The 17504-nt window shown below is 66.8% G+C and carries 17 protein-coding genes and 1 pseudogene; 11 read left to right on the plus strand and 7 right to left on the minus strand.

The features are described from left to right. Nucleotides 1-81 precede the first annotated feature (81 nt). The 5 genes and pseudogenes from AC6LKG_RS15170 to AC6LKG_RS15190 all read left to right on the plus strand — a co-directional run. Nucleotides 82-888, plus strand: a pseudogene (locus AC6LKG_RS15170) (MotA/TolQ/ExbB proton channel family protein); the annotation flags it as partial. Next, the gene (locus AC6LKG_RS15175) at nt 888-1367 is read left to right on the plus strand and encodes an ExbD/TolR family protein (RefSeq protein ID WP_498165534.1); all 480 of its coding nucleotides are present in this window, start codon (nt 888-890) and stop codon (nt 1365-1367) included. The pseudogene AC6LKG_RS15170 and the gene AC6LKG_RS15175, both read left to right, overlap by 1 nt. Nucleotides 1368-1432: 65 nt before the next feature. Continuing rightward, the gene (locus tag AC6LKG_RS15180; protein ID WP_498165535.1) at nt 1433-2104 is read left to right on the plus strand and encodes a response regulator transcription factor; all 672 of its coding nucleotides are present in this window, start codon (nt 1433-1435) and stop codon (nt 2102-2104) included. Nucleotides 2105-2280: 176 nt separating this feature from the next. Next, a complete protein-coding gene (locus AC6LKG_RS15185; protein ID WP_498165536.1) occupies nt 2281-3306 on the plus strand; it encodes a sensor histidine kinase in 1026 nt (341 codons plus the stop codon). Then, nucleotides 3303-5231, plus strand: a complete 1929-nt coding sequence (locus AC6LKG_RS15190) for a potassium transporter Kup (RefSeq protein ID WP_498165537.1) — start codon at nt 3303-3305, stop codon at nt 5229-5231. Before AC6LKG_RS15185 ends, AC6LKG_RS15190 begins: the two co-directional genes overlap by 4 nt. A 142-nt stretch (nt 5232-5373) precedes the next feature. Here AC6LKG_RS15190 and argG read toward each other — a convergent pair whose 3' ends face one another. Both argG and AC6LKG_RS15200 read right to left on the minus strand, forming a co-directional pair. Continuing rightward, nucleotides 5374-6714, minus strand: coding sequence for an argininosuccinate synthase (argG, locus tag AC6LKG_RS15195; RefSeq protein WP_498165538.1), 1341 nt, complete (start codon nt 6712-6714; stop codon nt 5374-5376). 69 nt (nt 6715-6783) lie between these two features. Further along, nucleotides 6784-7713: a LysR substrate-binding domain-containing protein gene (locus AC6LKG_RS15200; protein WP_498165539.1), complete on the minus strand. Its 930-nt coding sequence runs from the start codon at nt 7711-7713 to the stop codon at nt 6784-6786. Nucleotides 7714-7815: 102 nt separating this feature from the next. On the opposite strand from AC6LKG_RS15200, the gene AC6LKG_RS15205 reads away from it, so the two are divergent. The 5 genes from AC6LKG_RS15205 to AC6LKG_RS15225 are packed head-to-tail and all read left to right on the plus strand — an operon-like array spanning nt 7816 to nt 11716. After that, nucleotides 7816-8682, plus strand: a complete 867-nt coding sequence (locus tag AC6LKG_RS15205; RefSeq protein WP_498165605.1) for an amidohydrolase family protein — start codon at nt 7816-7818, stop codon at nt 8680-8682. Between the two features lie 57 nt (nt 8683-8739). Then, entirely contained in the window at nt 8740-9696 is a 957-nt protein-coding gene (locus AC6LKG_RS15210) for a Bug family tripartite tricarboxylate transporter substrate binding protein (RefSeq protein ID WP_498165540.1), read from the plus strand. Between the two features lie 2 nt (nt 9697-9698). Beyond that, nucleotides 9699-10229 (plus strand): carboxymuconolactone decarboxylase family protein, encoded by a 531-nt coding sequence (locus tag AC6LKG_RS15215; RefSeq protein WP_498165542.1) that lies wholly within the window; start codon nt 9699-9701, stop codon nt 10227-10229. Between the two features lie 12 nt (nt 10230-10241). Continuing rightward, the gene (locus AC6LKG_RS15220; RefSeq protein ID WP_498165544.1) at nt 10242-10805 is read left to right on the plus strand and encodes a hypothetical protein; all 564 of its coding nucleotides are present in this window, start codon (nt 10242-10244) and stop codon (nt 10803-10805) included. Between the two features lie 23 nt (nt 10806-10828). Beyond that, a complete protein-coding gene (locus tag AC6LKG_RS15225; RefSeq protein ID WP_498165546.1) occupies nt 10829-11716 on the plus strand; it encodes an alpha/beta fold hydrolase in 888 nt (295 codons plus the stop codon). Nucleotides 11717-11781: 65 nt separating this feature from the next. Here the strand turns inward: AC6LKG_RS15225 and argF are convergent, their stop codons facing one another. Together argF and AC6LKG_RS15235 are read right to left on the minus strand one after the other, a co-directional pair. Continuing rightward, nucleotides 11782-12723: an ornithine carbamoyltransferase gene (argF, locus tag AC6LKG_RS15230; RefSeq protein WP_498165547.1), complete on the minus strand. Its 942-nt coding sequence runs from the start codon at nt 12721-12723 to the stop codon at nt 11782-11784. 56 nt (nt 12724-12779) lie between these two features. Next, complete coding sequence (locus AC6LKG_RS15235; RefSeq protein ID WP_498165549.1) at nt 12780-13961, minus strand: aspartate aminotransferase family protein; 1182 nt, start codon at nt 13959-13961, stop codon at nt 12780-12782. A 147-nt stretch (nt 13962-14108) separates the two neighbouring features. Between AC6LKG_RS15235 and AC6LKG_RS15240 the strand changes: the two genes are divergently transcribed. Further along, complete coding sequence (locus AC6LKG_RS15240; RefSeq protein WP_006388526.1) at nt 14109-14399, plus strand: DUF3579 domain-containing protein; 291 nt, start codon at nt 14109-14111, stop codon at nt 14397-14399. A 112-nt stretch (nt 14400-14511) separates the two neighbouring features. Here the strand turns inward: AC6LKG_RS15240 and AC6LKG_RS15245 are convergent, their stop codons facing one another. The 3 genes from AC6LKG_RS15245 to AC6LKG_RS15255 form a co-directional block, all read right to left on the minus strand. Next, nucleotides 14512-15789, minus strand: a complete 1278-nt coding sequence (locus AC6LKG_RS15245) for a TRAP transporter large permease (RefSeq protein ID WP_498165550.1) — start codon at nt 15787-15789, stop codon at nt 14512-14514. Nucleotides 15790-15820: 31 nt separating this feature from the next. Further along, entirely contained in the window at nt 15821-16321 is a 501-nt protein-coding gene (locus tag AC6LKG_RS15250; protein ID WP_498165551.1) for a TRAP transporter small permease, read from the minus strand. 177 nt (nt 16322-16498) lie between these two features. Further along, the gene (locus AC6LKG_RS15255) at nt 16499-17473 is read right to left on the minus strand and encodes a TRAP transporter substrate-binding protein (protein WP_498165552.1); all 975 of its coding nucleotides are present in this window, start codon (nt 17471-17473) and stop codon (nt 16499-16501) included. Nucleotides 17474-17504: the final 31 nt, after the last annotated feature.

Consider the following 17504-nt stretch of genomic DNA (forward strand, 5'->3'; position numbering starts at 1 on the left):
ATGAGGTGAATAAGAACCGAGGGCGGTCTCCCCCGGCAGGCCACCGGCGCGATCCAGCAGTCCGCGGATGCGCTGCACAGCGCCGCCGCCACGCTGCCCGCGGTCGCGCCGGCGCCGGCGCCGGCACCCGCGCCCGTGCCCGACATGGGTTTCCTGCACTTCGTTGCCCAAAGCGACGTCGTCGGCAAGAGCCTGTTCATCATCCTGATCCTGATGTCGCTCGTGACCTGGTACCTGATCCTGGTCAAGGTCGGCAGCAACATCAGCATGCGCCGCCGTTCGGCCGACTTCCTGAACAAGTTCTGGAACGCCAGCTCGCTGGAGCAGGTGGAAAACGAAATCGTGACGCACGGCGCGCGCGATCCGTTCTCGCACCTGGCCAGCCACGCCATGTACGCGCAGGCGCACCATAACAAGTTCGGCGCCACCAAGCTGGAGGAGGCCGGCTCCAACGGCGATTTCGTCACCCGCACGATGCGCAAGGTGATCGACGAGGAAACCGCCAAGCTCGAGAACGGCCTGACGGTGCTGGCCTCGGTGGGGTCGACGGCGCCGTTCGTCGGCCTGTTCGGCACGGTGTGGGGGGTGTACCATGCCCTGGTCGGCATCGGCCTGTCCGATGGCGTCACCATCAACCGCATCGCCGGCCCGGTGGGCGAAGCCCTGATCATGACCGGCCTGGGCCTGGCGGTTGCCATTCCGGCAGTGCTGGCCTACAACACCTTTGTGCGCAACAACCGCGTGTACCTGTCGCGCCTGGACGCGTTCGCGCATGACCTGTTCGCCTTCCTGACGACCGGCCAGCAGGTGGCGCTGTCCGACAGCAAGGTGCGTGCCCTGCGCCGCCAGCACGGTAACGGCGCCGCGGCCCAACGCGGGAGCGCATAATGGCTTTTGGCAGCTTCGAGGGCAAGGGGTCCGGAACCCACACGGTTTCCGAGATCAACATGGTGCCGCTGATCGACGTCATGCTGGTGCTGCTGGTGATCTTCATCATCACGGCGCCGCTACTGGCGCATTCGATCAAGATCAACATGCCCCAGGTGGCCGCCGAGCAGATCGAGGAAGAACCCAAGACCGTGGATCTGGCCATCGATGCCGGGGGCGCGCTGTTCTGGGACGAAAAGCCGGTCAATATCGATGACCTGCCCAACCGCTTCAAGTCGATCGCCGGCGACAAGCCGCAGCCCGAAATCCGCATCCGCGCCGACCAGAGCACCCGCTACGAGACCTTGGCCAAGGTCATGGCCTCGGCCCGTCGCTCGGGCATGACGCGCATCGGTTTCGTCACCACGCCGCCTTCGGGCGGGGCGGCGGCGGAAGCGCCGCCGGCCAGTGGCGCTCCCCCGGCGCAGTCCGCGCGTTGAACGATTCCCAACAACGGGGCGCATTTCGCGCCCCGTTTTTTCCGGGATCGCGCTAGAATCGCGGCATGCGAGTTCTGGTAATCGAAGACGACACCACCCTGGGCCATGCGCTCCAGGAATTTCTGGCCGATCAGGGTTATGCGGTCGACTGGCTGACCGATGGCGACCGCGTCCTGGGCGCGCTGGCCGGCCAGCCCTACGACCTGATGCTGCTCGACCTCAATCTGCCCGGCATGAGCGGCCTGGACGTGCTGCGTCAGTTGCGCCAGGACGGCAGCCAGGTTCCGGTCCTGATCCTGACGGCCCGCGACGGTATCGAAGACCGCGTCGCTGGCCTGGACGCCGGAGCCGACGACTACGTCACCAAGCCTTTCGAACTGCCCGAGCTGGCCGCCCGCGTGCGGGCTTTCGGCCGCCGGCGGGCCGGACAGGCGCAACCGCTGATCGAGGTCGGCCCCTTGGTGTTCGACACCGTTGGCCGGGAAGTCCGAGCCAACGGCCAGCGCCTGGCGCTGTCGGTGCGCGAATTGTCCGTGCTGGAAATGCTGATGGCGCGTGTCGGCCGCGTGGTCACCAAGCGCCAGATCGTCAATTCGCTGTCGGCCTGGGATGCCGATTTCAGCGAGAATGCCGTGGAAGTCTATGTGTACCGCCTGCGCAAGCGCCTTGAAGGCACGGGCGCCAGCATCCAGACGGTGCGCGGCTTCGGCTACATGCTGGATGTGGAAACGGCCTGACGGCCCGCCCGGCCGCCGGATGCCGGCTGGCCCTGCCCGCCCGTGGCGGCCCCACCCCACGTCCTCCTGAGCGAGGATTCCGCGTCATGACGCCAGATCGCACGCCATCCGCTCCCGCAGCCCCCCGTCCCTTGCTCCCGTCCCGCTCGCTTGCGCGGCATCTGGTCATTCGCCTGATGCCGCCGATCCTGTTGCTGGTGCTGCTGGACCTGGCCGCCACCTGGGTCATTACCCACAAGATCGACATGTCGCTCTGGATGCTGGAAGACTTCTTCTGGCTGATGGTGGTGGGGCAGGTGATGCTGATCGGGCTGTTCACCTGGGTGGTGATGCAGGGCGTGCGCTCCGGCCTGCGCTCGGTCAATCACTTGTCCGAAGAGATCCGCCAGCGCTCCATCGACGACATGCAGCCACTGGAGGTGGCAGGCGTGCCGGTCGAAATCGAGCCGCTGGTCACCCATACCAACGATCTGTTGCTGCGGCTCGATGCCTCGCTGGCGGCGCAGCGCCGCTTCATCGGGCATGCCGCGCACCAATTGCGCACGCCGTTGTCCGGCCTGAGGCTGGAGTCCGAACTGATGCTGGCGCGGCCCTTGCCCGACGACGTGCGCGCGCGCGCCGAGCGCATCAAGGCGGTCAGCGACCGCATGATCCGGCTGGGCCAGCAATTGCTGGTGCTGGCGCGCGCCGATCCCAATGCCCGGCCGCAGGACAGCTTTGTGCGCATCGATCTGTGCGAATGGGTACGGGCGCATGGCGCCGAATGGTTTCCGCGGGTGCGCGAGGCGCGCTATGAACTGGATCTGGTGGCGCCTGACGCGCCGATCTGGATCGACGCCGATCCGTTGCTGCTGGCCGAACTGCTGGGCAACCTGATCGACAACGCGCTGCGCTACGGCAACGCCACCGGCAAGATCACCTTGATCGTCGGCGCCAATCCACCGTCGCTGACGGTCGAGGATGATGGTCCTGGCATTCCGCCCGAAGAGCGCGACCGCGTCTTCGAGGCTTTCTATCGTTCGCCATCGGCCACTGCCGGCGGCTCGGGCCTGGGGCTGGCCATCGTGCGCGAGATCGCGCATGCGCACGGCGCCTGGTGGAAGCTCACCAGCCGGCCCGATTTTTCCGGAACACGCCTGTCGGTCGTGTTTCCCGGTCCTCGCAAGGGGGCCCAACTTACACGGCAAGAACCCACATCATGAGCCAGGGCCCGGTCAGCGTTTCTTCTTCATCCAACGGCCAGGCGCATGCCAGCCATGCGCCGTCGTCGCGCGCGGCGCTCATCCTGGGGGCGCTCGGGGTGGTGTATGGCGATATCGGTACCAGTCCCCTCTATACGCTGCGGGCGTGCCTGACGGGGTTGAGTGTGCACACCGACCTGGAGCCGGCCCATCTGCTGGGCGTGCTGTCCATCCTGTTCTGGATGCTGATGCTGGTGGTGTCGTTCAAGTATGTGACGCTGGTCCTGCGCGCCGACAACCGCGGCGAAGGCGGCACGCTGGCGCTGCTGGAGCTGGCGGTGCGCGGCCGCGAGGGCAAGTTGCGCTGGATCCTGATCGTGCTGGGCATATTCGGCGCCGCGCTGTTCTACGGCGACAGCATGATCACGCCGGCGATTTCCGTGTTGTCGGCCCTGGAGGGCATTGGCATCGTGTCACACACCCTGGATCACTGGGTGGTGCCACTGGCGCTGGTGGTGCTGGTGGCGCTGTTTGCGATCCAATCGCACGGCACGGGGGCCATGGGCAAGCTGTTCGGGCCGGTGATGCTGCTGTGGTTTGGCACGCTGGCGGCGCTGGGCGCCTGGCAGGTGTGGCAGACCCCCGAGGTGCTGGCCGCGCTCAATCCGATGTGGGGGCTGCGTTTCATCGTCGAGTTTCCCTGGATCAGTTTCGTGCTGCTGGGCGCGGTGGTGCTGGCGTTGACCGGCGCCGAGGCGTTGTACGCCGACATGGGCCACTTTGGCCGTCCGGCGATCCGCAGCGCCTGGTTCAGCATGGTGCTGCCGGCGCTGACGCTGTGTTACTTCGGCCAGGGCGCACTGCTGCTACGTGATCCCAGCGCGATCCGCAATCCGTTCTTCATGATGGCGCCGGACTGGGGCCTGGTGCCGTTGGTGGCGCTGGCGACGGTGGCCACCATCGTGGCATCGCAGGCGGTGATCTCGGGCGCGTACTCGGTGACGCGCCAGGCGGTGCAACTGGGCTTCTGGCCGCGCATGCAGATCCTGCATACTTCGGCGGTTGAGAAGGGCCAGATCTACCTGCCGCAGGTCAACGCGCTGCTGTTGTGCGCAGTGCTGGTGCTGGTGCTGGTGTTCCGCAATTCCGACAATCTCGCCGCGGCCTATGGGTTCGCGGTGACCGGCACCATGCTGACGACTTCGGTGCTGGCCTTCGCGGTGCTGCCGCGTGGCAGCACCGGCGCCAAGCGCCTGCTCTGGTTCGCGGTGCTGGGCCTGTTGTTGTTGTTCGATGTGCTGCTGTTCTCGGCCAATGTGTTCAAGATCCACGAGGGTGGCTGGTTGCCGCTGGTGGTGGCGATCGTGGTGTTCACGCTGATGATGACCTGGCGCCGTGGCCGCCGGCTGCTGTCCGACATGCAGCAGCGCGACCGCCAGCCGCTCAAGGAATTCATGGAGCAACTGGAAGCCTATCCGCCGTCGCGGGTGCCGGGTACGGCGATTTTCATGACGATGAACTCGGGCAACGTGCCTCCGGCGTTGCTGCACAACCTGAAGCACAACAAGGTGCTGCACGACCACGTGCTGTTCCTGACCATCCGGGTGGCCGATGTGCCGTATGTGTCTGAAGACGAGCGTTTCTCGCTGCAGAAGATGAGCGCGTCGAGTTGGGCTGCGACGATCAATTACGGCTTCAAGGAAGACCCGGATGTGCCGGACGCGCTGCGGCAAGTGGCCGAAGCCTACCCGGAGCTGGACCTGGAACCGATGCGGACGTCTTATTTCCTGTCGCGGCAGACTGTGGTGGCGGCGAAGAAGCCGGCGTTGTGGCGCTGGCGGCGGGTGGTGTTTTCGTTCATGGCGCGCAATTCGACGCGGAGCACGAAGTTCTTCAAGATTCCGGCGAATCGGGTTGTCGAGATGGGTATGCAGGTCGAACTTTAGGCCTGGTTTTTTGCTGGTCTGGGACGAGTCGGGTTCTAGAGATGCCCGGTGTGCCTGACTGACGGGCGTGGCATTGTCGGTGTTTGCGCAATAAAAAAAGCCCCTCGGTGTTGTCGAGGGGCTTTTCGTTGGGCGGGAAGAATTACTTCTTCTTGGCCTCGTCCTTCAGTTGCGGCAGCGAGGTGCCGGAGGCGGAGAGCAGGCCGGTTTGCGTGTAGGTGAACAGCTTGGCGCGGGTGTCGACGATGTCGAGGTTGCGCATGGTCAGCTGGCCGATGCGGTCGGCGGGGGTGAAGGGGGCGTTCTCGACCTTTTCCATCGACAGGCGCTCGGGGGCGTAGGTCAGGTTGGGCGATTCGGTGTTGAGCAGCGAGTAGTCGTTGCCGCGGCGCAGTTCGATGGTGACTTCACCGGTGATGGCGCGGGCCACCCAGCGCTGGGCGGTTTCGCGCAGCATGATGGCTTGCGGGTCGAACCAGCGGCCCTGGTACAGCAGGCGGCCGAGCTTGCGGCCGCTTTCGCGGTACTGCTCGATGGTGTCTTCGTTGTGGATGCCGGTGACCAGGCGCTCGTAGGCGATGAACAGCAGGGCCAGGCCCGGGGCTTCGTAGATGCCGCGGCTCTTGGCTTCGATGATGCGGTTCTCGATCTGGTCGCTCATGCCCAGGCCGTGGCGGCCGCCGATGCGGTTGGCTTCGAGCAGCAGCTCGACCGGGTCGCTGTATTCCACGCCGTTCAGGGCGACCGGCTGGCCTTCCTCGAAGCGGACGGTGACTTCCTCGGCCTTGACGGCCACGTCGTCGCGCCAGAACGCCACGCCCATGATGGGCTTGACGATGCGGATGCCGGAGTTCAGGTGTTCCAGGTCCTTGGCTTCGTGGGTGGCGCCGAGCAGGTTGGAGTCGGTGGAGTAGGCCTTTTCCGCCGACATCTTGTAGTCGAAACCGGCCTGGCGCATGTATTCGGACATTTCCGAGCGGCCACCGAGCTGGTCGATGAATTGCTGGTCGAGCCAGGGCTTGTAGATCTTGAGGTCGGGGTTGGTCAGCAGGCCGTAGCGGTAGAAACGCTCGATGTCGTTGCCCTTGAAGGTGCTGCCGTCGCCCCAGATGTTGACGTCGTCTTCCTTCATGGCGGCCACCAGCATGGTGCCGGTGACGGCGCGGCCGATGGGCGTGGTGTTGAAGTAGGTGATGCCGGCGGTCGAGATGTGGAAGGCGCCAGCCTGCAGGGCGGCGATGCCTTCGGCCACGAGCTGCGCGCGGCAGTCGATCAGGCGGGCGTTCTCGGCGCCGTAGGCCATGGCCTTGCGCGGGATCTCGTCGTAGTCGGATTCGTCGGGCTGGCCCAGGTTCGCGGTGTAGGCGTAGGGGATGGCGCCGTTATTGCGCATCCAGAGCAGCGCCGCGCTGGTGTCGAGGCCGCCGGAAAAGGCGATGCCGACCTTCTGGCCGGTGGGAAGGTTCGGGAGGATAGTGGTCATTGTTTGAGGTGAGACGCCAACGGGACTTTGACAGCAACGAGCCGCCAAACAAGAAATTTGCGGGCTATTTTAACTCTTTTGGGCTGGCACCCGGGGCGCGGGCTCGAACAGGGCCGCCAGGTTCAACTGGCGGATCAGGTCGCCGGTGGCGGTGGCCAGCCGGGTGGCGGGTCGATGGCGGGCACTGGCCAGCACCAGGTTGTTGGTGATGCCGGGTGAGACGATTTCGCTGAGCGACAACGCGTGTTCGGCCGCCGGCCCGCGCGCGGCCGACCGCGGCAGGATGGCATAGGCGTCGCCCTGCGCCGCCAGTTCGACGATGGTCTGCACCGCATCGACCTCGGCTGCAACCTGCAGGCGCACGCCCTGGGCGCGACAGATGCTTTCGACCAGGGTGCGGATGGCGTTGGGCAGGCTGGGCAGCACCAGCGGATAGGCGCCCAGCCCGGCCACCGCCACGCGCGCGGGCAAGGGCGGCTGGTGGTCGGCCGCCGCTACCAGCACCAGGTTTTCGCGGAACAGCGACTCGTAACCCAATTGCGGCGACGGCGCCGGGTCGTACAGCAATGCCAGATCGACCCGGCCGGCCAGCAGCCATTCGCGCATCTGCGCGCTCAGGCCTTCGGCCACTGCGATCGAGGCGTCAGGAAAGCGGCGACGGAAAGCCTGCACCAGGGGGGGCGTGAGGACCCGCGCGATACGGGGCGGCAAGCCCACCACGACCTTGCCGGTGGGCGTTTCGCGCAGGGTCTGCAGGTCCTGTTTGGCGCGGTCGGCCAGCGCCAGCAGGGCGCGTGCATGGTCCAGGAAGCGCAGGCCGGCCTCGGTCGGCTCGGCGCCGCGACCGTTGCGATAGAGCAGGTGCTGACCCAGTTCCAGTTCCAGCAGGCGCACCTGGCGGCTCAGCGTAGGCTGGGCCACGTCGAGCATTTCGGCGGCGCGGGAGAAGCTGCGCCGCTCGGCGACGCGCACGAAGTACTCGATTTGTTTAAGGTCCATTCGGGACTGATATTTACATTTTCTATATCTGAAATCAAAGATATAGCATTGTTCGGCAGGGCGCAATCCGCGAGGATGGCGTTTTCCCCGCTGGAACCCGCCGTGCCCGACTGCCGTCCCCCGCTTGCCACGCCTTCCCGACCCCGTCACGCGCTGCCGGCCGGGGCCTGCGACACGCACTGCCATGTGTTCGGTCCGGCCGAACGGTTTCCCTATGCCGAGGGACGTTCCTATACGCCGCCCGACGCGCCCTACGCCAAGATGGCGGCATTGCATGCGCACCTGGGCGTGCAGCGCGCGGTGGTGGTGCAGGCCAATTGCCATGGCAGCGACCACGCCGCCCTGCTTGACGCGCTGGCGCAAAGCCAGGGCCGCTATCGGGGCGTGGCGCTACTGGGTGCGGACGCTACGCCGGCCAGCGTGCGCCGGCTGCATGATGGCGGCGTGCGCGGCGCGCGCTTCAATTTCGTGCCGCACCTGGGCGGCGCGCCCGATCCGGCGGTGTTCGATCACGTCATCGGGCTGATTGCACCGTTGGGCTGGCACGTCTGCCTGCATCTGGACGGCGCCATGCTGCCCGAGTTGCTGCCGCGCCTGCGGGCGCTGCCGGTGCCTTTCGTGATCGACCACATGGGCCGTGTGAAGGCCGCCGAAGGCGTGGATGCGCCCGCGTTCCGGGCACTGCTGGACCTGGCGCGCGAGCCGCGCGCCTGGGTCAAGGTATCCGGCATCGACCGCATCGCCGCCGGCAAGCGTCCCTTTGCCGAAGGCATTCCGTTCGTGCGCGCGCTGGTGGAGGCGCTGCCCGAGCGTACGTTGTGGGGCACCGACTGGCCACACCCGAACGTGGCGGGCGACATGCCCGACGACGGTGAATTGGCCGATGCATTTTTCCTGGCTTGCCCGGACGCCGAGACGCGCCGGCAAGTCCTGGTGGACAACCCGGCGCGTCTCTACGGCTTTCCGTAGCCGCGCCATCGCCCGGGGACGGGCGCGAACAAGACGACATATCGGAGGAGACAATCCATGTTCAAGAAATTCGCATTTGCCGGCCTGCTGGGGCTGGCCTGCCTGGGCGCCGCGGCACATGCCGAAGGGCCGGTGCGGTTGGTCATCGCCTTCCCGCCCGGCGGTCCGGTGGATCTGGTGGGCCGTGTCCTGGCCGATCAACTGGGCAAGGAACTCAAGCAGCAGGTCATCGTCGAGAACAAGGCTGGCGCCAATGGCAATATCGCGGCCGCCTACGTGGCCAAGGCGCCCGCCGACGGTTCGGTGCTGTTCCTGACGAGTGTGGGCGCGGTGGCCATCAGTCCGGCGCTTTACAAGGACCTGCCGTACGATCCGGCGCGTGATTTTGCGCCGGTCTCGCGCGTGGTCAACAATGCCACGGTATTCGTGGTGAACCCGTCCAATCCGGCGACGGACGCGGCGGACTTCGTCAAGCGCTCGCAAGCGGCTTCGCAATCGGTGGCGATCGGTTCGTCGGGCATCGGCAGTATTCCGCACCTGACGCTGGAGATGTTCGCCGACGCCAGCAAGGCCAAGGTGCTGCACGTGCCGTACAAGGGCGCCGCGCCCGTGATCAACGACGTGCTGGGCAATCAGGTGGCCGGTTTCTTTGGCGACGTGCCCGGGCTGATCGGCCATATCCAGGGGGGCAAGCTCAAGGCACTGGGCATTGCCGCGCCAACGCGCCATCCGCTGTTGCCGCAGGTCAAGACGTTGGCCGAGCAGGGCATCGCCGGGGTCGAGTCGAACAACTGGTATGGCATCGTGGCGCCGGCGGCCACGCCGCCAGCTACGGTGGAAAAGCTGAACCAGGCAGTGCGCGCCGCGCTAAGCAATGATGCTGTGCGCACAAAGCTGGAGAAGTTCGGCGCCCAGGCTGCGCCCAGTTCGCCGCAGGAGCTGGCGGCGCTGATCGCCTCCGACCGCGAGAAGTGGGGCGCGCTGATCCAGCGCAAGAACATCCGTCCGGAGTGAGCATGAACGATTGCCGTGTTTCTCCGGTGGCGCCGGGCACGCGTCCGGCCCTGGCCGATATCGAATCGCGCATCGCGGCCGCGCGCGGCCGTATCTCGCCCCTGTACCAGGTACTGCTGAACAGTCCTGCGGTGGTGCAGGGCTGGGAGGCGATGCTGACCGCGATCCGCCTGAATACCTCGCTGTCGCCGCGGGTGCGTGAGCTGATCATCCTGCGCGTGGCGACCCTGAACAACGCGCCCTATGAATTCGACGCGCATGTGCCGCATGCGCTTGCCGCGGGCATGCCGCAGGCAGTGGTGGAGCAGTTGCGTGGCGGTCCGCGCGCGGACGCGGTGCCGGGGCTGGAAGAGGGCGAGGCCGACGTGCTGGCCCTGACCGACGCCATGACCCGTGATATCGAGGTGCCGGATGCCTTGTTCGCGCCGCTGCGCGCGCGCTACAACGACCAGGAGCTGGTCGAGCTGGCGGCGACGGTGGCGGCCTACAACATGGTGTCGCGCTTCCTGGTGGCGCTGCGCGTCGGGCACTGAAAGGAGCTTTGCATGGACAAGACGGTATTGCTGGTGTCGCTGGGCGAGCGTTTCGACGCGGCGCGCGCGGCCGATCTGGCGCAACGCCTGACCGAGGGGCTGGACGGCGTGCGGCTGCGCGCCTTCGCCGCGGTCGAGGAGGACGACACCTACGTGTACATCGATGGCGATGCCGGCGGCCAGCCGGAAGTGCAGGCGCGTCTGGCCGAGCTGTTCCCGGGGGCGCAGGCGCGCGTGCTGCACCGGACCCTGGACCTGGCCGGCGCCTCGGCCGGTTTGGAGGCGCCCTGGCACTACGTCGTCGAGACCGATGTGCTGCCCGAGGCCGAGGCGGACCTGAATGCCTGGTACGACCAGGAGCACCTGCCGGGGCTGGCCTCGGTGCCCGGCACCGTGCGCGCGCAGCGCTATGAATGCCGCGACCAGGGGCCGCGCTACCTGGCCTGCTATGACCTGGAGACGCGCGAGACCTTCGGCAGCCCGCCGTGGCTGGCGGTGCGCGCCACCGACTGGAGCAGCCGGGTGCGGCCGTCGTTTCGCAACACGCGCCGCACCATGTTCCAGAAGATTCTTTGAACCATAAGAACGGGGAGACAACGATGAACAAACGATGGGCGAAGGTGGCCTTGTGGGGCGCGTTGAGCGCTGCGGGGGGGTCCATGGCCGTGCAGGCCGCGCCAACGCCAGCGGCCGCGACGGCCGCCGACCAGGTCGAGCGGGTGACAGTGTTGCCGGGCAACGGCGCGCGCATCGAGGTGCTGGTGCAAGGCCAGGGCCCGGCCCTGGTACTGCTGCCATCGCGTGGCCGCGGCCAGGAGGATTTCGATGACCTGGCGGCGCGCCTGGCTCGGGCCGGCTACCGTGTGCTGCGGCCCGAGCCGCGCGGCATCGGCGGCAGCAGCGGGCCGATGAAGGACATTACGCTGCATGACTTCGGCAATGACATGGCGGCGGTGATCCGCGACGTGGCCAGGCAGCCGGTGGTGATGATCGGACACGCATTCGGCAACTGGGTGGCGCGCACCACGGGCGTGGACCACCCCGAGCTGGTGCGCGGCGTGGTGATCGTGGCGGCCGCGGCCAAGAAGTACCCTGCCGGCCTGAGCGAACACGTCGACCGCAGTGCCGATCTGTCGCTGCCCGACGCGGAACGCCTGAAATCGATCCAGCACGTGTTCTTCGCCCCGGGCCATGACGCGAGCGTCTGGCTCAATGGCTGGTATCCCGAGGTCAGCAAGAGCCAGCGCCTGGCCGGCAAGGCTACGCGCCAGGCGGACTGGTGGTCGGGCGGCAGCAAGCCGCTGCTCGACCTACAGGCGGGCGCCGACCTGTTCAAGCCGGAATCGACCCGCAACGAGATCCGCGACGAATTCGGCGAGCGCGTGTCGGTGGTGGTGATTCCGGGCGCCGGCCATGCGCTGGTGCCGGAAGCGCCGCAGGCGGTGGCCGACGCCATCGTGCGCTGGGAAAAGTCGCTCAAGCCCTGAGCGTCCACGCGGGGTGGACACAAAAAAGCAGCCCCACGGGGCTGCTTTTTTCATGGGCGCGCAGCTTATTTGAGCTGGCCCAGCAGCAGGAATTCCATCAGCGCCTTCTGCACGTGCAGGCGGTTCTCGGCTTCATCCCAGACCACGCTCTGCGGGCCGTCGATGACTTCGCCGGTCACTTCCTCGCCGCGGTGGGCGGGCAGGCAGTGCATGAACACGGCCTGGGGATCGGCGGCGGCCATCATCTCGGCGTCCACGCACCAGTCGGCGAAGGCGGCGCGGCGCTCTTCGTTCTCGGCCTCGTAGCCCATGCTGGTCCAGACGTCGGTGGTGACCAGGTGCGCGCCCTGGCAGGCCTGCATCGGGTCCTTGAACTGGCGCAGCACCTTGTCGGACGGCTTGCCGATACGGGCGGCTTCGAGCTCGTAGCCGGCCGGGGTCGACACGTGCAGCGTGAAGCCGAGCATTTCGGCGGCTTGCAGCCAGGTGTAGGCCATGTTGTTGGCGTCGCCGACCCAGGCGACCGTCTTGCCGGCGATGGGGCCGCGGTGCTCGATGTAGGTGAAGATGTCGGCCAGGATCTGGCAGGGGTGGAATTCGTTGGTCAGGCCGTTGATCACGGGCACGCGCGAATGCGAGGCGAAGCGCTCGATGCGGGTCTGCTCGAACGTGCGGATCATGACGATGTCGACCATGCGCGAGATGACGCGCGCGGTGTCTTCGATGGGCTCGGAGCGGCCCAGTTGGGAATCGTTGGAGGTCAGGTTGATGACCGAGCCGCCCATCTGGTACATGCCGGCCTCGAACGAGACGCGGGTACGGGTGCTGGCCTTTTCGAACACCATCGCCAGCGTGCGGTCGTGCAGCGGCATGTGGGGTTCGTAACGCTTGAATTTTTCCTTGATCAGCCGCGCGCGGTCCAGCACGTAGGCGATCTCGGCGGACGAGAAGTCCTTGAACTGCAGGAAGTGCCGCAAGGGGCCGTTTTGAGTCGTGGGAGGAGTCATGGTGATGTCGCAGGTCATTGGGCCCGGACGGGCTCGTGGCCCGGGCGGGAGGTTGATTATGGATGTTCGGCCAGGAACTGTCGAATCAGCGGCGCCAGGATGCCGACGATCTGGTCAGCCTCGGCGCGCGACAGGACCAGGGGCGGCAGCAGGCGGATGACGCGGTCGCGGGTGACGTTGATCAAGAGGCCGGCCTCCAGGGCGCGCAGCGCCAGCACGCCACAGGGACGGGCCAGCTCGATGCCCAACATCAGGCCGCGCCCGCGCACCTGCGTCACGCCGGGCAGGCCGGCCAGCTCGGCCGCCAGCTTCGCCTTCAGGTGCTCGCCGACGGCGTGGGCATTGTCCAGCAGGTGGTCCGATTCCAGCGTGTCCAGCACCGCCAGGCCGGCCGCGCAGACCAGCGGGCCGCCGCCGAAGGTGGTGCCGTGGCTGCCGGGGGTGAACACGCCCGCCGCGGGGCCGGCGGCCAGCATCGCGCCGATCGGCACGCCGCCGGCCAGGCCCTTGGCCAGGGTCATGACGTCCGGCACGATATCGGCCCACTGGTGGGCGAACCATTTGCCGGTGCGGCCGATGCCCGACTGGACCTCGTCGATCATCAGCAGCCAGCCGCGCTCGGTGCACAGTTGTCGTACCTCTCGCAGGAAGGCGGCATCGGAGGGGCGGATGCCGCCTTCGCCCTGCAGGGCTTCGAGCAGCACGGCAGCCACGCGCGGCTCGGCGTCGCCCGCGGCGCGGATCGCGGCGGCGTCGTTGTATGGCACCTGGATGAACCCGGAGGGCAGGGGCTCGAAGCCCTTGCGCGCCTTGTCGCTGCCGGTGGCCGCCAGCGTGGCCAGGGTGCGCCCGTGCCAGGACGAATCCATGGTGATGATGTGGGCGTGAGTGTTGCCGCGCTGGCAGGCGTAGTAGCGCGCCAGCTTGATGGCGGCCTCGTTGGCCTCGGAGCCGCTGTTGTTGAAGACCACTTCCCGCATGCCGGACAGCCGCGCCAGGCGCGCGGCCAGCTCAGTCTGCTGCGGGATTTCGTAGATGTTGGAGGTGTGGATGACACGGGCGGCCTGCTCGCTGATGGCGGCGACCAGGCGCGGATGGGCGTGGCCCAGACAGGAGACGCCGATGCCCGCCAGCGCGTCCAGGTACCTGCGGCCCCCGGCATCCCACAACCAGACGCCCTGGCCGTGCGTGAACGCGACCGGCAGCCGGGCGTAGATATTGGCCAGAGGCGAGGTCATCGCGGGTCCTCCTGGGCTTTTTTCCTGGGGCGAAGCGCCTTTCGGGACAGGGCAAAGGATCAATCATATACAATTCGCGGCGCGGGGCGCATGTTTGATCACGCCGACGATCCGGCTTCGTGATGGGCGTTCCGTAGTGAAGAATCCATGGCAACTCGCGTCAGACAATTCGTAATTCATGGCGTTACCGAGAGCGGTAGCCGCTTTCGCCCCAGCGACTGGGCGGAACGGCTCGCCGGCGTAATGGCACAGTTCCGGCCGGCCGGCTGTGCGGGTAACCACCTCACCTATTCGCCCTACGTGCTTCCCGTCGTCATCGACGGGGTGCGCGGCATCGTGGTCGACCAGCGCTTGCGCGATCTCGAACCGCTGGCGTACAAGTTCGTGGTGGATTTCGCCCGCGACAACCACCTCAAGACGGAAGAACGCGAAATCTAGCCCCGCCAAAACCGAAAAAGCGCCCGCACCGGGCGCTTTTCCGTTTCGGGCCCATCGCAGGCGCGCTCCGGCATCGGCCGGCGCGCGCCGCCTGTCCGCGGCCGGCGCGCCTCTATTTCGCGTACACCAGGTCGCGCAGGCCCAGCGACAGGGCCGGCCAATACGTAATCACGATCAGGCAGGCGACCACCACGCCGACGAACGGGATCAGCGGCTTGATGAGGCGTTCCAGCGGTACCTTGGCCACTGCGCTGGCGGCGAACAGGTTCACCCCGAATGGGGGCGTAATCATGCCGAGCGCCAGGTTCACGACCATGATGATGCCGAAGTGCACCGGGTCCAGCCCGAATTTCACGGCGACCGGCAACAACAGCGGGGCGAGCACCACGATCGACGCCGAGGTCTCGATGAACATGCCGATCAGGAACAGCGCCAGGTTCACACCCATCAGGAAAGTGATCTGGGTGTCGAACAGTTGCGCCAGCCAGACGCCCAGGGCATCCGGAATGCCGGCGCGGTTGAGCAGGAAACTGAAGACCCCGGCGTTGGCGATCACGAACATGATCACGGCGGTGGAGACGACGGATTTGTGCAGGGTGCCCGACAATTGCCTGAAGGTCAGGCGGCGGTAGATGAACTTGCCCACCACCACCGCGTACACCACCGCCACCACCGAGGCCTCGGTCGGGGTGAAGATGCCGCCGTAGATGCCGCCCAGGATGATCACCGGCATCATCAGGGCCAGCCAGGCGCGCTTGAAGGCCGGCCAGAGCGGCAGGCGGCCTTCGCCGTCGCGCTTGCCCAGGTGGTTGCGCTTGGCGTAGAACCAGACGTAGAACATCAGCGCCGCGCCGATCAGGATGCCGGGCAGCACGCCGGCAATGAACAGCTCGCCGGTCGAGGTGTCGGTGGACACCGCGAACAGAATCATCGGAATCGACGGCGGGATGATCACGCCCAGTTCGGCCGCGCTGGCCTGCAGCGAGGCGGCAAAGGGGGCGGGATAGCCATGGCGGACCATCGCCGGGATCAGGATGGCGCCGACCGCGAACGTGGTGGCCACGCTGGAGCCGGCCACGGCGGCGAAGATCATGCAGGTCAGCACGCAAGTGCAGGCCAGGCCGCCCTGGATGCCGCCGACCACGCTTTTGGCGAACTCGACCATGCGTTCGGAAATGCCGCCGGCTTCCATCAGGTTGCCGGCCAGGATGAAGAACGGGATCGCGACCAGGGGGTACTTGTCCAGCGCGGCGTACAACTGCTGGGCCACCACCAGCCAGGGCAGGTTGGCGGCGCCGACTCCCGCCAGGCTGGCCAGTCCGATCGACACGGCGACCGGCACGGACAGCCCGAAGAAAATCAGCATCGAGACAATCATTAATTGGGACATGGCGATATCGGCTGCTTGTTCGGGGCGGGGCTCAACCCTGCGCGTCGTTGCGCACGGGAGTGTCTTCTTCCTGGCCGGCGCAGCAGCGCGCCAGCACGGCGATGGCGGCGAGCGTCGCGCCCACCGGGATTGCCAGGTAGATCCAGGAAATCGAGATGTCCAGGCTGGGCACGTTCTGGAAACGCACGCGGTAGGTCATCTGGCCGCCGATCCAGGCGATGAAACCGAGAAAGCCGGCGCAGATCAGGCCGATCACGGCCTCCAGCACGCGGCGGCGCATGCCGCCCAGCAGGTTGCGCAGCAATTCGACGCTGATCATGGCGCCGTGGCGGAAGGCCAGGGCCACGCCCAGCAGCACGGTCCAGATCAGCAGGGCGCGGGTCAGCACCTCGCTCCAGTCGGCGGGCGCATGCAGCACGAAGCGGGCGATGACCTGGTAGAAGGCGGCAGCCGCGGCGGCCACCAGCAGGAGTTGGGCGATGACCGACACCAGTTTGAACAGGAGGCGGTCGAAGGCGCAGAGCAGACGCATGAGGGTTCCAGGGGCGGGTAACAGGACGCGGCAGACCGGTAGGCGGCGCCCGGCGCCGCTGGTGGCGGCGGCCGGGAGCGGAACGCGATTCCGGACAGGCGCCTGGCGCGGGCGGAGCGGCCGGGGACGAAAACCGTTTTCGTCATCCCGGCGCGTCCGGCCGCGCCGGCCTTGCACTTACTTGGTGTCGCGGATCGATTCGATCAGCTTCTTGTCGAACTTCTTGTAGTACTCGGGGTAGGCCGGCTCGACGGCGGCGGCAAAGGCGGCGCGGTCGACTTCGGTGACCTGCATGCCTTCCTTCTTGAGCTGCTCGACGCCCGTCTTCTCGATATTGTCGACGTAGGCGCGCATGGCCTGCGCCGATTCCTTGCCGGCCTTGTCGAACTTGGCCTTGTCCTCGGCCGACAGGCTGTCATAGACGTTGGCCGACATCAGCACCAGCGCCGGGCCGTAGACGTGGCCGGTCAGCGACAGGTACTTCTGCATTTGCGACAGCTTGGCCGAGGTGATGACCGACAGCGGGTTTTCCTGGCCGTCAATGGTGCCCTGTTGCAGGGCGGTGGCCACTTCCGGCCAGGCCATCGGCGTCGGCAGGATGCCGATCTGGCGGAAGGCGGTGATGTGGATCGGGTTTTCCGTGGTGCGGATCTTCAGGCCCTTGGCGTCCGCCGGGGTCTTGACCGGCCGCACGTTGTTGGTCAGGTGGCGGAAGCCCTGTTCGCCCCAGGCCAGCGCGATGATGCCGCGGCTGGGGAACTTTGCCAGCATATCCTGTCCGATCTTGCTGTCGAGCACTTTGCGGGCATGTTGCAGGTCGCGCAGCAGGAAGGGGATATCGAAAACGCCCGTTTCCGGCACGAAGTTCAGTGTGGCGCCGGTCGAGACGATCGCCAGGTCGATGGTGCCGATCTGCAGGCCCTCGATCACTTCGCGTTCGCCGCCCAGCGCGCTGTTGGCGAATTGCTGGACTTTGAATTTGCCGTTGCTGGCGGTTTCGATGGATTTGGCGAAAGCGTCGGCGCCGGCGCCATAATGCGACGACGTGGACAGGGCATAGGCCATCTTGAGGGGGGCCTGGGCCGAGGCGGCCAGGGGCGCGGCGACCGCGCATGCGGCAAGCATCGTGGCCGCGAGCCAGGATTTACGCATTGTCTTCTCCAGGGGATCAGTATTTTTTTCA

The organism is Achromobacter sp. 46006 (assembly GCF_059761975.1).

What these genes read in the sequence shown, in the direction of transcription:
- AC6LKG_RS15175 (WP_498165534.1), top strand. Translation starts at nt 888, where the DNA reads ATGGCTTTTGGCAGCTTCGAGGGCAAGGGGTCCGGAACCCACACGGTT.
- AC6LKG_RS15180 (WP_498165535.1), top strand. Translation starts at nt 1,433, where the DNA reads ATGCGAGTTCTGGTAATCGAAGACGACACCACCCTGGGCCATGCGCTC.
- AC6LKG_RS15185 (WP_498165536.1), top strand. Translation starts at nt 2,281, where the DNA reads ATGCCGCCGATCCTGTTGCTGGTGCTGCTGGACCTGGCCGCCACCTGG.
- AC6LKG_RS15190 (WP_498165537.1), top strand. Translation starts at nt 3,303, where the DNA reads ATGAGCCAGGGCCCGGTCAGCGTTTCTTCTTCATCCAACGGCCAGGCG.
- argG (WP_498165538.1), bottom strand. Translation starts at nt 6,714, where the DNA reads ATGACCACTATCCTCCCGAACCTTCCCACCGGCCAGAAGGTCGGCATC.
- AC6LKG_RS15200 (WP_498165539.1), bottom strand. Translation starts at nt 7,713, where the DNA reads ATGGACCTTAAACAAATCGAGTACTTCGTGCGCGTCGCCGAGCGGCGC.
- AC6LKG_RS15210 (WP_498165540.1), top strand. Translation starts at nt 8,740, where the DNA reads ATGTTCAAGAAATTCGCATTTGCCGGCCTGCTGGGGCTGGCCTGCCTG.
- AC6LKG_RS15215 (WP_498165542.1), top strand. Translation starts at nt 9,699, where the DNA reads ATGAACGATTGCCGTGTTTCTCCGGTGGCGCCGGGCACGCGTCCGGCC.
- AC6LKG_RS15220 (WP_498165544.1), top strand. Translation starts at nt 10,242, where the DNA reads ATGGACAAGACGGTATTGCTGGTGTCGCTGGGCGAGCGTTTCGACGCG.
- AC6LKG_RS15225 (WP_498165546.1), top strand. Translation starts at nt 10,829, where the DNA reads ATGAACAAACGATGGGCGAAGGTGGCCTTGTGGGGCGCGTTGAGCGCT.
- argF (WP_498165547.1), bottom strand. Translation starts at nt 12,723, where the DNA reads ATGACTCCTCCCACGACTCAAAACGGCCCCTTGCGGCACTTCCTGCAG.
- AC6LKG_RS15235 (WP_498165549.1), bottom strand. Translation starts at nt 13,961, where the DNA reads ATGACCTCGCCTCTGGCCAATATCTACGCCCGGCTGCCGGTCGCGTTC.
- AC6LKG_RS15240 (WP_006388526.1), top strand. Translation starts at nt 14,109, where the DNA reads ATGGCAACTCGCGTCAGACAATTCGTAATTCATGGCGTTACCGAGAGC.
- AC6LKG_RS15245 (WP_498165550.1), bottom strand. Translation starts at nt 15,789, where the DNA reads ATGTCCCAATTAATGATTGTCTCGATGCTGATTTTCTTCGGGCTGTCC.
- AC6LKG_RS15250 (WP_498165551.1), bottom strand. Translation starts at nt 16,321, where the DNA reads ATGCGTCTGCTCTGCGCCTTCGACCGCCTCCTGTTCAAACTGGTGTCG.
- AC6LKG_RS15255 (WP_498165552.1), bottom strand. Translation starts at nt 17,473, where the DNA reads ATGCGTAAATCCTGGCTCGCGGCCACGATGCTTGCCGCATGCGCGGTC.